This window comes from Cardiobacterium sp., assembly GCF_057314735.1.
In genome coordinates this window covers 1-14,561 of sequence record NZ_DBHKZK010000061.1, presented here as the reverse complement: position 1 = coordinate 14,561, position 14,561 = coordinate 1, and the positions used below count along the sequence as shown (strand labels likewise).

Below are 14,561 nucleotides of genomic sequence, written 5' to 3'. Positions count from 1 at the left end.
GCCCCGGCAAGACCTTCACCACCACAGCCAATAACCGCCGCATGAAAAAAATCCTCCTCCCTCTCCTTCTCGCCCTCGCGGGCTGCCAACCGCCCGCCACCCCCGGCAATACCGACCTCTGCACCTACCTGCCGCCGCATAGCGAAGCCGCACGGCTGGATGGCGACAACACCCCGCGTTTCCAGGCCGCCGACCGGCGCATCGACCAAAACACCGCGGACGGCGACGACAGCAAGCGCAAATACTGCGGTCAAAGCTGGCGCAGCGCGGCGGACGACGAAGCGATGAAAACCGCCATTGCCGCCACCCTCGGCCAGGACTGGCGCTACCGCGACACCCTGCCCGCAGACGGCCTCACCATCACGCTGTGGGAAACGCGCAGCCGTTTCTGGCCGAAAAAATACTACGTGCTCACCACTGCGCCCGCGCAAGACGGCGCGCTACGGCTGATGCGCAGCACCTACATCGAAAACAGCGTGCGCGACCTGAACGGCCCGGTCGTCTTCGGCATCATCATCAGCCCGTTCGCCATCGTCCTCGCCATCATCGTCCCGTTCGTCTGGCGCAAACGCCGCCGCGCCCGGCAACAGCGCTGAACGGACAAAATTGCCAATCTTGCCAGCCCGACAGAATTTTCTGACAATCGCTCCCAAGCCCATCAACCGCCACCAGGAACCGCCATGACCCCAACGGACACCGCCTGCGCTACCGCCTTTGCCGCCCTGCTGCCGGGCATTGCCACCCTTGCCGGCCTGACCCCCGCCGACCTTTGGCGGGTACTCGCGTCGCATCTGCCATCCCGCATCCGCGATGACATCGCGCCGCTCCTCGACGACCACGACCTGCAAAAACACATCGCAGACGCCGCCGCCATCGCCGTCGGCACGGACAAAACCGCCAGCGATGAAACAAACCTGCGCCCGCTGTTCGCCACCATCCACCTTGACGAAAAACAGCCCGCAGGCAACGGCGAACTGTACTACCCGCGCGCACCGCTCAATCCGCGCAGCATCTTCCCCGGCAGCGACATTGCCAGCGCCGACCTTTGGCAAACATTCCTTGACGGTCTCAACGCCATCCCCAATGCACACCGCAACAACTGGCCGCTGTGGCTCGACCACTTCGACACCCTTTGGCAAAACATCGCCCACGCCGTCCCCGCCGCGCACAGCGCCGACATCTCCCTCTACGACCACAGCAAAACCACCGCCGCGCTCGCCACCGCCCTGTGGCTGCGCCGCGATGCGGGCGATGACCCCGAAATCCTGCTGATACAGGGCGACTTCTTCGGCATCCAGAACTTCATCTTCGCCAGCGGCAGCGACACCAACCGCCACGCCGCGAAAATCCTGCGTGGCCGCTCCTTCCACGTCTCACTCTTTGCCGAAGTGGCGGCGCTGAAAGTGCTGGAGGCCTGCACCCTGCCGCCAACCGCGCAAATCCAGAACGCGGCGGGCAAATTCCTCATCATCGCGCCCAACACCGCCGCCGTGCGCGACGCCGTCACCCACGCCCGAGTGGACATGAACGCTTGGCTGCTCGAACACTGCTACGGCCAGGTCGCGCTCGGCATCGCCACCCAGACCGCAAGCCGCGACGACTTCAGCAACCCGGAACAATTTGCCCAACTCGTCCAGGACAGCTTCGAGGCGCTCGAACGCGCCAAACTGCAACGCTTCGACCTCACCGAAGCCACGCCAACCGCGCTGCCCGTCGCCTATCCCAACGGCGTTTGCCGCTACGACCAGCGCCTGCCCGCCAGCGGCAGCCCCACCCACCCGCAACCGGCCGCCCGCTCCGCTGACCAAATCACCATCGGCAGCCTGCTGCCCAAACAAAACCGCCTGCTCATCCTCGGTGGCGCCGCCGCCGTGCGCAGCGACCGCGACACACAAAAACTGCAACTGCCCATCTTCGGCTACACCATCGCCTTCACCGCCGACGAAGAAATCAGCGGCGCCTTCGGCAAAGCCGCCGAACAGGGCGAGCTGCGCCGCTGCTGGGACTTCTCCCTGCCGCATCTGGACGATAACAGCGTTTGGCACGGCTACGCGCGACGCTACATCAACGCCTACGTGCCACGATTTCGTGACGAAGACCTGCAAGACCCGGACAAATACCGCCCGGCGCAAGACGACGACGAAGCCGCGCCGCGCCCGGAACTGCCGAAAACCTTCAACCACCTCGCCTGCGAAGAACGGCAGCGCTTGGCAGAAGACGACGGCTGGCGCGGCAAAATCGCCATCGCCACCCTCAAGGGCGACGTCGATAGCCTCGGCCGCATCTTCCAAAAAGGCCTCGCCAAACCAAGCCTCGCCAAAACAGCGGCGCTGTCGCGACAAATGAACCAGTTCTTCAGCCTGTGGCTGCCCGCGTACTGCGCCGAAAACGCGCGCAACACCTACACCGTCTTCGCCGGAGGCGACGACTTCTTCCTCATCGGCCCGTGGCTGCAAATCCAGCGGCTCGCCGCCGAAATGCGCGACCACTTCAGCGCCTACACCGCGCACAACCCGCAACTCACCTTCAGCGCCGGTATCGCCATCAGCAAACCCGGCCTGCCGGTGCCGAAACTCTCCGCCTACGCCGAAGAAGCGCTGGAAAAAGCCAAAAAACATCCCGGCAAAAACGCGGTCAGCCTCTACGGCGAAACCGTTGCCTGGACAGCGTGGGACACCCTCACCCAAATCGCCGCGCGCATCGCCGAACTGCAAGAAAACTACCGCCTCAGCACCGCCTACCTCTACAGCCTGCTGCACCTCACCGAACTGGCCACCCGGGAACAGCGTGGCGACATCATGGCGAGCATCTGGCGCAGCCGCCTCTACTACCAGACGCGGCGCCTGGTCAGTCGGCAAAAACACATCACCGCCAAAGACAACGCCTACCAACAACTCGGTAGCGACCTCGCGCGCTACATTGCGGAACAACTTGGCCGCTTCCGCATCCCGCTTACCAACCACTTCTACCAGCAACGGGAGCAATAACCCCATGAACCTGAACGACATCAAACTACAAACGCCGCTGGCACCGGCCATCTTCAGCGACATCGCCAAAAGCGCCGCCGAAGACATCAGCCAAAACAAAGAACAAAACAAATCCACCCAAATCCGCAAGTTCTACGACGAACTGGCGATGTGGGACGAAAAAATCCACCGTGCCGCCGACCGCAAGGCCGAATACGACAAATCCGCGCCCTTCATCCAAATGCTCAAAGCGAAGGCGGCCTACGCCAGCGGCCGCAAAAGCGGCGGCAAAACCCTGCTGGACGAACACTTCGTCGCCATCTTCAACCGCCTGATAGACCAAATCGACAGCCCGCAAACCCTGCGCCACGCCAAACTCTTCTTTGAAGCCATGCTCGGCTACCGCAAAGCCAGCGAAACCAAATAAGGAGCGCCCCATGCAACTACAAAACATCCGCACCCTCACCGCCGACCTCATCCTCGAAAGCGGCCTGCACATCGGCGCTGGCGACAGCGAAATCCACATCGGCGGCATCGACAACCCCGTCGTCAAACACCCCGTAACAGGCGAACCCTACATCCCCGGCAGCAGCCTCAAAGGCAAAATCCGCAGCCTGCTCGAATGGAAAAGCGGCGCCGTCCAAGAAACCCCGCTCGGCAAAACAGAATACGACCAAAGCACCGGCGCCCAACAAACCGCGGTCAAACACATCCTGCAACTCTTCGGCATCAGCGGCGACACCCAGGACGAAACCTTCCAAAAACACATCGGCCACACCCGCCTCGCCTTCTGGGACTGCCCGCTCGACCCCGGCTACGCCGCCAAACAGCGCGAAGACAACCTTTCCTGGACCGAAGCCAAAAGCGAGAACCGCATCAACCGCATCAGCGGCACTGCCGAACACCCGCGCTTCACCGAGCGCGTTCCCGCCGGTGCCGTCTTCACCTTCCGCCTCACCCTCAAACAATACGACGGCGACGACGACGCCCTGCTGCACACCCTGCTCACCGGGCTGAAACTGCTCGAATGGGACAGCCTCGGCGGCTCCGGCTCGCGCGGCTACGGCAAAGTGCGCTTCGCCAACCTCGCCCTTGACGGCGACAGCGCCATCAGCGACCGCTTCGCCCAACACAAACCCTTCGCCTGACATGGACGCGCTCCGCCTCACCCTCATCCCGCAGACTGCCTTCGGCACGCCGCTGGTCGGCGACACCCTCTTTGGCCACCTCTGCTGGGGCATCGCCGAAATCTATGGCGAAGCCCGCCTGCGCGCACTGCTTGACGGCTACTGCGACGGCAACCCCTGCCTCATCACCTCCGACGCCTTCCCCGCCGGACACCTGCCGCTGCCGACATTGCCGTCTGCCTATTGGGAAAAAACGCCCGGCGAAGGAGACCGCAAAGCATTGAAAAAACGCCAATGGCTGCCGCTGGACAGGCTCAAAGAACCCGTGCGCGACTGGCAACAACACGCCAAAAGCAACAACGACATCGCCGCCGACCTGCTCACCAGCCACACCCAGGCGCACAACAGCATCAACCGCGCCACCCACACTACCGGCAGCGACCAGTTCGCGCCGTTCACCAGCGAACAACACTGGTACAGCACCAACAGCCAATGGCAACTCTACCTGCTGCACGACCCGGCGCGCATCACGCGCGACGAACTGGCGCAAGTACTCAAAAACCTTGGCTACAGCGGCTATGGCCGCGACGCCAGCACCGGCCTCGGCAAATACCGAATCAAGACGCTGGAAGCAGAACAAACGCTGTTTGCCCGCACCGGCGACGCGGCGATGACCCTCGCCCCCTGCTGCCCGCAAGGACAAGGATTCGACCCCGAACACAGCTACTACCAGACCCTGACCCGCTTTGGTCGCCACGGCAACATACAGGCGACCGCGGGCAACCCCTACAAAAAACCGGTGCTGATGGCACAAACCGGCGCCGTCTTCAGCGGCGAGCGCCACGGCCGCCCCTGGATAGGCCAGGGCATCGGCGGCATCTCCGCCAGCCAGCCCGAAGCCGTACACCAGGGCTACGCCCCGGTCATCGCCCTTGAACTGGAATATGAGCGCTTATAACCCGTTAAAAAATATGGTGAATCACATTTTCCGTGTGCTTGTGCAGGGAGCTGAAACAGACAAAAACCGCCGATACGCCCCTCCCCCTGTGGGGGAGGGGACGAGGGCACCCATGAAAGAGGCTTTGCCTCTTTCATGGGAACCGAGGGGGTGGGGTTAGCCTGCATACCTCGATGCCCATACCCCCCGTTTAACACCTTGAGCGCTCGAATGTATGTATAGCCATCCAGCGAAAGCCACATACGGTGTTGCGCCGCCTGACCGGGCACCCTAAAAAATGGCGGAGCCATTTTTTAGGGAAACCCGCGCCGTACAACCGCGTACTGTCTTCAGCGGCGCGCCTTGTCTAAGAGCCTGTTTAGAGTCTGCGAGTAAAAGCGAAATTCCCCCTCCCCCGCAGAGCGAAGCCCGCAGCGGGCGGGTACCCATTCAAAATGCGGTCGCATTTTGAATGGGGCCCGGGGGAGGGCCGGGGTGGGGGTAGCGATATTATCGATAAACCGAAATTCTGTTTTTTCAATTATTTGCTGCCCTCACCCCAGCCCTCTCTCGCTACGCGAGCAATGCTTGTCCCACAGGGAGAGGGAGTATATCGGCGGTTTTACCTGCTCCCGTTCACACAAGAAAACAGGTTTTCCCAGACTCTAAACAGGCTCTAAAACTTTCGGTGAATGGCTATAGCCCACCGGAACCCCCATCACAAAAGGAATACCCCATGACAGACTTCCTCCACCGCCACACCCTGCACCTCACCCCGCTCTCCCCCCTCCACCTCGGCACCGGCGAAGACTACGAGCCCACCAACTACATCATCGCCGACAACGCCCTCTACGCCTTCGACCCGGCGCAAGCCGAACTCGACCCCGCGCAGCGCAACAAACTGCTCGGTGTCGCCAAAAGCGGCGACATCCAGCGCATCCAGCAATACTTCGCCGACAACCCCGACCCCTTCCGCGCCGCCGCGCACAGCATCAGCAGCGTCAGCCCGGCACTGGCCAGCGAATACCACAAAAGCCTCGGCAAAGTCGTCCAGCGCGAACAACGCGGCAACCTCGTCTTCAACCGCCTCAACATCGAACGCACCGCCACCAACCCGCACAACCACACACCGCTCATCCCCGGCAGCGCCCTCAAAGGCTGCCTGCGCACCGCGCTGATGGAAATGCGCAGCGAAAAACAGCCGCCCGCCACCTTTCACCTGAGCAACCCGCTCAAAGAAAAACGCGAACAACTGCGCTACGAAGAAGACCTGCTCGGCAGCTTCGCCACCGACCTGCTCCGCCTCGTCAAACCCGCCGACCTCAACGCCAGCGGCGACATCGCCACCCACATCTGCTACGCCACCAACCACAAAAAAAAGAACATCATCGGCAAAGACGGCCGCCCCGTAGCGGGCAAAGGCGTCACCGGCCGCCGCGAAACCATCCAGCACGGCCAATACCGCGCCTTCAGCGGCGCGCTCACCCTGCACAGCCTGCTGCTTGACCACCGGCCGTGCCTCAAAAACCCGGAAAAAAACCTGCCCGGCGAACCCCGCCCCGACCTCGCCCGCCTCATCCGCGCCGCCAACCACTACCACCTGAGCCGCTACAAAAAAGAAAACGAGCTGCTCCTCGAACGCGGCCTCGTTGCGCCCGCATGGCAGCGCAGCACCGAACAACTGCTACGCCAGCTCGTTCCCCAATTCGACGCCGGCACCGTCCTCCTCGTCCGCCTCGGCAAAAACGGCGGCGCGGAAGCCAAAACCCTAGAAAAATACGCCCAAATCAAAATCATGGGCGCGAAAGGCGCCAAACCCACCTACGAAAAGCACACCAAAACCGTCTGGCTCGCCGCCGAAAACACCAGCGACCAACACAACCTCCTCCCCTTCGGCTGGGCGCTGATCGAAATCGACCCAACAGACGACAACGCCGCCCTGCGCGACTGGTGCCAACAAAACAGCGCCCACCTCAAAGATACCGCCGCCCTGCGCGACAAACTGCACGCCGCGCAAACCGCCAAAGCCGAACAGGCGGCAAAAAACGCCGCCAAAGCCGCAGCCCAGGCCGCCGCCGTCGCCGCCGAACAGGCAGCGGAGCAGGCCGAAGCCGCACGCCTTGCCGCCCTGCCCGCACACGAACGCCTCGCGCATGACATCCTCACCCGCCTCAGCGAACACAGCAAAACCTACAGCGACCGCAACCAGGACAAAAACCTCGCGCTGCACCGCGACATCCTCGCTACCCTCGAACAGGCACACGGCGAACTGGACAGCGCCAGCCAAAAACAACTCGCCGAACTGCTGCCGTACAAAAAACTGGACAGCGCCTGCAAAGGCTTCTACAGCGGCAAAAAAGAAAAAGACATCAAGGCCGCCCTGCAAAAACTGCGCGGCGGATAAACCCGGCGGGCGGGACTTGACCCGGCGCCGCCCGCGCCCCGCCGCTCTGCTCCCTCCCCCGGTGGGGGAGGGCTGGGGTGGGGTTTGCCCGTTTCCCCGCCGATGCCCTGTAGCCATGCCGTAGGTCGGCCATTCATGGCCGACAACAAAAAAACGTCGGGCACAAGTACCCGACCTACGAAACAATGTCAAAACACCCGCCGCCGTCCGCGCCCCGCCGCTCACCCGCCGCTCCGCCCCCTCCCCCGGTGGGGGAGGGCTGGAGTTTGCCCGTTTCCCCGCTGATGCCCTGTAGCCATGCCGCCGGTCGGCCATTCATGGCCGACAACAAAAACTACGAAACGATGCCAAAATACTGCCCGCAACCCGCCAACCCTCATCCCAAAACCATGCTCCTCAACCTCCCCGCGACCCTGCCCATCGCCCGCTACCGCTACACCTTCACCATCACCCGCACCCTGCAATCGCCCGCCTACATCGGCTCGGCGCTGCGCGGTGCCTTTGGTCATGCCCTGCGCCGTGCCAGCGTGCCGCGCGGCCACCGTCCCGAACCCGAACTGCTGCAACATACCCCCTACACCCACATCTTTGAACCTGCGCCGCGCCCGGACATCGGCCTCGCCAACCCGGCGACCATCCCGCCGCCGTACAGCATCGAACCCGCCCGCCTCGACGACCGCCACGACTACCCGCCCGGCAGCCAGTACCAGTTCAGCCTCGTCCTCATCGGCCGCGCCCGCCATTACCTGCCACTCATCAGCTACGCCTGGCAACAGGCCTTCCGCACCGCCGAAGGCATCGCCCGTGGTCAGGGCGAACTCGCCGCCATCGCCATCGAACGCGAAGACGGCTGGCAAGAGCTCTACGACGGCGAACGCATCGCCGAACACGACAACCACATCACCCTGCCTGACACCGTCCCCGACCGCCTGACGCTGCGTCTCCTCACCCCGCTGCGCCTGCAACACAACGGCGTGGCACTGGGCGTGGAGCGCATTGACGCGCAGACACTGCTGACCCAACTGCAACGCCGCCTCTCGCTCACCGCGCAAATCCACCTCGGCATCACCCCGCAGGCCGACTACCTCGCCCTCAAAAACCAGGCGGCACAAGTGGCAAGCCACAAAAACCTGCGCTGGTACGACTGGCAACGCTACTCCAACCGCCAACAGCGCCATATGCACCTGGGCGGCGTTATCGGCGACTGGGAACTGGCGGGACTTGCCCCGGAGCACGCCCGCGCCCTGCAAATCGGCCAATGGCTGCATCTGGGCAAAAACACCACCTTCGGCCTTGGCCGCTACACCCTCACCGAACACCCATGAGCAACTGGTTCATCAGCCGCCATCCCGGCGCCATCGCCTGGATAAAAGAACAACCGCAGTGGCACATCGACCACTACCGCGACCACCTTGACCCGGACGAAATCGCCCCCGGCGACACCGTCATCGGCACCCTGCCGCCGCACCTCGCCGCCGCCGTCTGCGCCAAAGGCGCGCAGTGGTACGCCTTGCAATTGCCGCAAGAAGCCGAACGACGCGGCAGCGAATACAGCGCGGCGGAAATGCGCGCGATGGGCTGCACCCTCCAGCGTTACCACATCTACAAAACCTGACAGGAAAACATCATGCACAAATACAATATCCACGTCTGCATCGTCTCCGACCAGCCCATCCCCAACTACGTCCCCGTGCTGGACAACACCTTTCGCCCGCGCGAAGTCATCCTGCTCGTCACCGGGCGGATGCGCGCAAAAGCCGACGCCCTCGCCCACACCCTGAAAACCCGCTGCGGCGTCAAAACACGACAAATCGCCATCGCCAGCGAATACGATATGCAGGAAATGGAAGACAAAGTACTGGGCGAACTCATCGCGCTGGACGAGGCCAAAGAAAACATCGCCCTGAACCTCACCGGCGGCACCAAACTGATGGCCATCGCCGCCTACCGCACCTTCCACGACGCGGGGTACCCTGCCTTCTACTTCACCGCCACCAGCAACGAAGTGCTGCTGCTCGACAACAACGAATGCCTCACCCTGCAACCGCCCAAAATCAAAATCGAAGACTACCTGCGCCTGCACGGCTACCAAATCGCCGCCAACAACCAGCTACAACACAGCGTGCCGCGCGAACGGCAAGCCATCGGCGAAGAACTCGTTCAGCGCCACCCGTATTACACCGATGCCATTACCGCCCTGAACGGCATCATCAGCAAAGGCCGCGCCCAAAATCGCAAAACCCTCACCTTTGCCAAAAGCGAGAGCTGGGGCGCACTCGATGACCTGATCGACCTCCTCGCCCGCCACGACCTGCTCAAAACCGATGGCGACAAAATCACCTTCACTGACGAAGACAGCCTGCGCTACGCCAACGGCGGCTGGCTTGAAGAATACACCTTTCACCTTGCCGCCAGCCTGCCGGACATCCAGGACATCGCGCTCAACGTCCAAATCGAAAACGCGGGCAACCCGCACCAGCCGAACGAACTGGACATCGCCATCCTCAGCCACAACATCCTCTTCGTACTCGAATGCAAAACCGCCAACCTCAAGGCGGACGAAAAAACGCAAAACGCGCTTTACAAACTTGAGACACTGAAAAAACTCGGTGGCCTGCGCACCCAAACCGCCTTTATCTCCTACCGCGAACTGCCGCGCGAAACCCGCGACCGCGCCAAAGGCGCCGGCATCGAAATCATCGAACAAAAAGACCTGCACGGCTTCAAAACCCTGCTGCACAAATGGATGGCGCGACAATAGCCGGGGGACACCGCCCGTCACTGCCGCCGGATTGCCGTCCGCACAACAAAGCGTTGCCCGCACACCCACCAGAGGCGGTTTACAATTGCTCATAACACAATGATTTTATTCGTAGGTTGGGTTAGGAGCTGTTTACAATTGAAAAATCCCCCTCCCCAGCAGGGCGCGCAGCGCCCACAGCGGGCGGGCGCCGTGCGTAGGGTGTATGGCGGCGTAGCCGACGTGCACGCGGGAATTTGACATCGGCAAACGCGTGCGTGCCTGCGGCATACACCCTACGAATTAATGGTGTAACTCACAAAATCGTCGCCACGCAACCGCATTGGATTGGGCGTGTTTACGGCTGAATGGTAAACAGCCTCTAACCCAACCTACGGGTTTACGGCTATAAGCAGCCCCGGGGGATGGCTATACGCTTCCGGCCGGATGCCATACGGGAATCTCCGGCGGCGGGCGGATGCAGCGCGATGGTGAACCGCCTGCGGTTGGCGGTAAAATCGCGGGCATCTTTTCACGGAATGCTGTCATGAATCCCCGAAACCATCGCCATTTTCTCGCCGTCTGGATAGACAAGTGTCTGTCTGCGCTGGTGATTCTTCTCACCGGCGCGCATTCGCAGCCCCTGCCGCATTTGCGCGCCCGCGCCGCCGCTGGTCGCGTTTTTTATGCCAATCACAACAGCCACGGCGATTTTATGCTCATCTGGGTATCGCTGCCGCGGCTGCTGCGGCGGCAATTGCGCCCGGTCGCTGCCGCCGATTATTGGCTGAAGTCGCCGTTGCGCCGTTTTATCGCGCTGAAGGTGTTCAATATGGTGCTGGTCGCGCGCCAGAGCGGCGAGCCGCAGGCGGCGGTGTTGCAGATGGCGGAGGCGATGGACGCGGGCGCCGATTTGTTGATTTTCCCGGAGGGGACGCGCAATGCCAATGACAATGTGCTGCTGCAGCCGTTCAAGAGCGGGCTGTATCACCTCGCCATGGCGCGGCCGGAGTGCGAGCTGGTGCCGGTGTGGATTCACAATATTCAGCGCGTCCTGCCCAAGGGCAGACTGCTGCCGGTGCCGATGTTGTGCAGTGTGCGCTTCGGCCAGCCGTTCCGCGGCGGCGATTTCCCGGAGAAGGAGGATTTTCTCGCTTTCGCCCAGGCGACGTTATTGGCGCTGCAACCGGTGTTGCGGCAAGAGGAGCGCGGTTTATGAACGAGCACGTTATCGCGTGGCTGTTTGCCACGATGTTGTTGATTTTGTTGGCGGCGAGCGGCACGACGCACTGGCTCATTGCCCGTCGTGGCGCGACGCCGACGCTTGCCAATCTGCGCGCGCGCGTTCATGCGTGGTGGTGGATGTCGGCGGTGCTGGCGGCGGCGTTTACCGTCGGTCGCGGCGGCACGGTGTTTTTGTTCTGGCTGGTGTCGTTTTTTGCCCTGCGCGAGTTTCTCTCGCTGGTGTACAGCCGCCGCAGCGATTACCGGGTGATGGTGCTGTGTTATTACTTCATTCTGCCGCTGCAATATGTGCTGGTGTATGCGGGCAATCTCGGCCTGTTCGCCACGTTTATTCCGGTTTATGCCTTTCTTTTTATGCCGATTGCCGCCTCGCTTTCCGGCGACAGCCGCTTTTTCCTCGCGCGCGCGGCGACGGCGCAATGGGCGGTGATGATTAGCGTCTATTGCATCTCGCATATTCCGGCGCTGCTCAATCTGCGCATTCCCGGCTACGACCACAATATTCTGCTGCTGCTGTTTCTCGTGGCGGTGGTGCAGGCGAGCGACGTGCTGCAATTTGTGTGGGGCAAGCTCTTTGGCCGCAAGAGGATTATGCCGACGCTGTCGCCGTCGAAAACGGTCATCGGCACCGTCGGCGGGGTGTGCAGCGCGGCATTGCTCGGCGGCGCGCTGTATGCGATTACGCCATTTTCCCCGGCGGAGGCGATTTCCATCGCGTTTATTGTCAATGTGATGGGTTTTCTCGGCGGTCTCGTCATGTCGGCTATCAAGCGCGACCGCGGCGTCAAGGACTGGGGGCATCTCATCGAAGGCCACGGCGGGATGCTTGACCGCATGGATTCGCTTTGCTTTGCCGCGCCGGTGTTTTTCCACTGCGTGCAGTATTTTTGGGCGGTGTGAGGCGGTTGGCGCAACGGTGAGATAACCGGAGGATTTTTATGAATGCAATCATAGAGCTGGATGAAAAATTGCAACAGCGCGCCCAACGGCTGGCAGATGCGCAACAGCGCCCGCTGCATGGCCTGTTGCAGGACGCCATCGCGCATTACATCGAGCAGGAGGAAAAGCGGCAGTCTTTTTATGAAGACGCGCAGCGTGCCTGGTCGGCCTGGCAACGCGACGGCTTACACCTGACCGAAGCCGAAGCGGATGACTGGCTGGCAAGGCTGGCGCGGGGCGAGGATGGCGAGATACCGCCGTGCTACAACGGATGCGGATGATTCGGCGTGACAGGGCGGTGGCGGCAAAGTCATGGATGTTATTCCTTCCCAACGCTTTCTCTCGCTTCGCAGGGATAAGGAGCTGAATGGTAAACAGCCCTGATTCTCTGAGACCTGTTCAAAATCTGGTTATCCACATAAATTTGAATTGTTACGCCGAATTTCCCCCTCCCTTGCAGGGCGCGCAGCGCCCGCAGCGGGGGAGGGACGGGGTGGGGGGAGCGATATAGATTATGAACTGAACTTACTGTTTTTCAATGGCTTTGTTGTCCTTACCCCAGCCCTCTCTCTTGCTTCGCAAGCAATGCTTGTCGCTGCGCGAGCCGTCCCAGTCCCACAGGGACAAGCATTGTTCGCGTAGCGAGAGAGGGGGCATATTAGCTGTTTTCCCGGTTTTCATTTCCCTACACAAGCATACGGAAAAATGCGATTCCCCAAAAATTTGAACAGGTTCTGAAAATTGGCGATAACGGGATGACCCCGGCAACAAAAAGCCCGCGCGGTGGCGGGCGGTGTGTGAGTTATTCGTTTTTTGGGATTCAGGGTTTGAGGCAGCCGGCGAGGTTGTCGGCGAGGTTGGTGAGGAGCTGGCGGTACATCGTCTTGCCGGGGGCGAGGTCGGCGCCGACCGGGTCCAGTACCGCGGTTTTGACGTTGCCGTCTGCCGCCAGTTTGGTGACGATTTTCGCCGGGAATTGCGGTTCGCTGAAGAGGCAGACGATTTTGTGGTCGGCAATCATCTGGTGCAGTTCGCTGATGCGTTTCGCGCCCGGTTCGTGTTCGGGGTCAACGCGCACGGTGCCGACGGCGTCGAGGTCGTAGTCCTGTTCAAAATACTGGTAGGCGTCGTGGAAGACCATGAACGGGCGTTTTTGTACCGGTTGCAGTTTTGTCGTGAGGCCGGTTTTCAGCGCATCGAGGTCGGCGGCGGCCTTGGCGGCGTTGTCCCGGTATTTGGCGGCGTTGGCGGGGTCAATGGCGGCCAGTTCGGTCGCGGTTTGCTCAAGCAGCAGTTTGCTGCGGGCGATGCTCAGCCAAAGGTGCGCGTCGTAGGCGCCGTGGTGGTGGCCGTGATGGTCATGGCCATGTTCGTGGCCGTGTTCATGTTCGTGGTGGTGATGGTCGCCGTGGTCGTGGTCATCATCGTCGTCGCCTTCTTCCCACATTCCGCCGTGGCGGGTCGGCAGCGGGTAGAGGTTGGGCAGCGCCGCCCATTCGATGCTGTGCTCTTTGGCGCTTTTTTTGAGCAGCGGCGGCATGAAAGTTTCAAGTTCGTGGCTGACGTAGAGGACGAGGTCGGCTTCGGCGACGTTTTTCGCATCCGCCGGTTTCATCTGGTAGCCGTGCGGCGAGCCTTGTTTGATGAGCAGTTCGGGTTCGCCGACGCCGTCCATCACCTGCGCGACCAGCGAGTGCAGCGGCTTGATGGTGGTGACGACTTTCGGCGCGGCGTAGGCGTGGCAGGCGATGCCGACGAGGGCGGCGAGGAGGATGTGTTTCATGTGTGGTCTCCGGTTTTGTTGTTTCAGGTGAAAAGCCTGCGCGGGACTCCGGGCAGGCTTTGCTTGGCGCAACAGGATACGCTTCTTGCGACGGGGTAACGGTTTTTTTGTTTCTATCATTGTTATGTATGAAGAAATCCCCCGCACATGGCGGGGATTTTTTTTAGAGCCTATTTAGAGTCTAGGAAAAGCTGTTTTCTTGTGTGAATGGGAGCCGGTAAAACCGCCGATATACTCCCTCTCTCGCTACGCGAGCAATGCTTGTCCCTGTGGGACTGGGACAGCTCGCGCAGCGACAAGCATTGCTTGCGAAGCAAGAGAGAGGGTTGGGGTGAGGGCAGCAAACGTGAAAAATGGGCTTTTGATTTATCAACAATATCGCTCACCCCCACCCCAACCCTCCCCCGGGCCCCACGCAAA

13 protein-coding genes are annotated in these 14,561 nt (G+C 61.5%); 12 read left to right on the top strand and 1 reads right to left on the bottom strand.

Annotation, left to right across the window (positions count from 1 at the left end):
- Window positions 1-41: 41 nt before the first annotated feature.
- From ACO54Z_RS08895 to ACO54Z_RS08840, 12 genes are all read left to right on the top strand, one after another.
- Entirely contained in the window at window positions 42-596 is a 555-nt protein-coding gene (locus ACO54Z_RS08895; RefSeq protein ID WP_485996686.1) for a hypothetical protein, read from the top strand.
- Between the two features lie 84 nt (window positions 597-680).
- Window positions 681-2,987: a type III-A CRISPR-associated protein Cas10/Csm1 gene (gene cas10, locus ACO54Z_RS08890; RefSeq protein ID WP_485996685.1), complete on the top strand. Its 2,307-nt coding sequence runs from the start codon at window positions 681-683 to the stop codon at window positions 2,985-2,987.
- A gap of 4 nt (window positions 2,988-2,991) precedes the next feature.
- Window positions 2,992-3,393: a type III-A CRISPR-associated protein Csm2 gene (gene csm2 / locus ACO54Z_RS08885; RefSeq protein ID WP_298080806.1), complete on the top strand. Its 402-nt coding sequence runs from the start codon at window positions 2,992-2,994 to the stop codon at window positions 3,391-3,393.
- Window positions 3,394-3,403: 10 nt separating this feature from the next.
- A complete protein-coding gene (gene csm3, locus ACO54Z_RS08880) occupies window positions 3,404-4,114 on the top strand; it encodes a type III-A CRISPR-associated RAMP protein Csm3 (protein ID WP_485996684.1) in 711 nt (236 codons plus the stop codon).
- 1 nt (window position 4,115) lies between these two features.
- A complete protein-coding gene (gene csm4, locus ACO54Z_RS08875) occupies window positions 4,116-5,051 on the top strand; it encodes a type III-A CRISPR-associated RAMP protein Csm4 (RefSeq protein ID WP_485996683.1) in 936 nt (311 codons plus the stop codon).
- Window positions 5,052-5,766: 715 nt separating this feature from the next.
- Entirely contained in the window at window positions 5,767-7,434 is a 1,668-nt protein-coding gene (locus tag ACO54Z_RS08870; RefSeq protein WP_485996682.1) for an RAMP superfamily CRISPR-associated protein, read from the top strand.
- Window positions 7,435-7,751: 317 nt separating this feature from the next.
- Window positions 7,752-8,759, top strand: coding sequence for a CRISPR system precrRNA processing endoribonuclease RAMP protein Cas6 (cas6, locus tag ACO54Z_RS08865; protein ID WP_485996681.1), 1,008 nt, complete (start codon window positions 7,752-7,754; stop codon window positions 8,757-8,759).
- Window positions 8,756-9,049: a CRISPR-associated protein Csx16 gene (gene csx16, locus ACO54Z_RS08860; RefSeq protein WP_298081265.1), complete on the top strand. Its 294-nt coding sequence runs from the start codon at window positions 8,756-8,758 to the stop codon at window positions 9,047-9,049. The genes cas6 and csx16 overlap by 4 nt, the downstream gene beginning before the upstream one ends.
- Window positions 9,050-9,061: 12 nt before the next feature.
- On the top strand, window positions 9,062-10,195 hold the full coding sequence (locus ACO54Z_RS08855; protein WP_485996680.1) for a Card1-like endonuclease domain-containing protein: 1,134 nt from the start codon (window positions 9,062-9,064) through the stop codon (window positions 10,193-10,195).
- A gap of 526 nt (window positions 10,196-10,721) precedes the next feature.
- On the top strand, window positions 10,722-11,393 hold the full coding sequence (locus ACO54Z_RS08850; protein ID WP_298079676.1) for a lysophospholipid acyltransferase family protein: 672 nt from the start codon (window positions 10,722-10,724) through the stop codon (window positions 11,391-11,393).
- Entirely contained in the window at window positions 11,390-12,319 is a 930-nt protein-coding gene (locus ACO54Z_RS08845) for a phosphatidate cytidylyltransferase (RefSeq protein WP_485996679.1), read from the top strand. Before ACO54Z_RS08850 ends, ACO54Z_RS08845 begins: the two co-directional genes overlap by 4 nt.
- Window positions 12,320-12,357: 38 nt before the next feature.
- Window positions 12,358-12,639, top strand: a complete 282-nt coding sequence (locus ACO54Z_RS08840) for a CopG family ribbon-helix-helix protein (RefSeq protein ID WP_485996678.1) — start codon at window positions 12,358-12,360, stop codon at window positions 12,637-12,639.
- Between the two features lie 539 nt (window positions 12,640-13,178).
- Here ACO54Z_RS08840 and ACO54Z_RS08835 read toward each other — a convergent pair.
- A complete protein-coding gene (locus ACO54Z_RS08835) occupies window positions 13,179-14,141 on the bottom strand; it encodes a zinc ABC transporter substrate-binding protein (RefSeq protein WP_485996677.1) in 963 nt (320 codons plus the stop codon).
- Window positions 14,142-14,561: the final 420 nt, after the last annotated feature.

Bases quoted from the DNA above. Each gene is read 5' to 3' on its own strand.
- ACO54Z_RS08895 (WP_485996686.1), top strand. From the start codon at position 42: ATGAAAAAAATCCTCCTCCCTCTCCTTCTCGCCCTCGCGGGCTGCCAA.
- cas10 (WP_485996685.1), top strand. From the start codon at position 681: ATGACCCCAACGGACACCGCCTGCGCTACCGCCTTTGCCGCCCTGCTG.
- csm2 (WP_298080806.1), top strand. From the start codon at position 2,992: ATGAACCTGAACGACATCAAACTACAAACGCCGCTGGCACCGGCCATC.
- csm3 (WP_485996684.1), top strand. From the start codon at position 3,404: ATGCAACTACAAAACATCCGCACCCTCACCGCCGACCTCATCCTCGAA.
- csm4 (WP_485996683.1), top strand. From the start codon at position 4,116: ATGGACGCGCTCCGCCTCACCCTCATCCCGCAGACTGCCTTCGGCACG.
- ACO54Z_RS08870 (WP_485996682.1), top strand. From the start codon at position 5,767: ATGACAGACTTCCTCCACCGCCACACCCTGCACCTCACCCCGCTCTCC.
- cas6 (WP_485996681.1), top strand. From the start codon at position 7,752: ATGGCCGACAACAAAAACTACGAAACGATGCCAAAATACTGCCCGCAA.
- csx16 (WP_298081265.1), top strand. From the start codon at position 8,756: ATGAGCAACTGGTTCATCAGCCGCCATCCCGGCGCCATCGCCTGGATA.
- ACO54Z_RS08855 (WP_485996680.1), top strand. From the start codon at position 9,062: ATGCACAAATACAATATCCACGTCTGCATCGTCTCCGACCAGCCCATC.
- ACO54Z_RS08850 (WP_298079676.1), top strand. From the start codon at position 10,722: ATGAATCCCCGAAACCATCGCCATTTTCTCGCCGTCTGGATAGACAAG.
- ACO54Z_RS08845 (WP_485996679.1), top strand. From the start codon at position 11,390: ATGAACGAGCACGTTATCGCGTGGCTGTTTGCCACGATGTTGTTGATT.
- ACO54Z_RS08840 (WP_485996678.1), top strand. From the start codon at position 12,358: ATGAATGCAATCATAGAGCTGGATGAAAAATTGCAACAGCGCGCCCAA.
- ACO54Z_RS08835 (WP_485996677.1), bottom strand. From the start codon at position 14,141: ATGAAACACATCCTCCTCGCCGCCCTCGTCGGCATCGCCTGCCACGCC.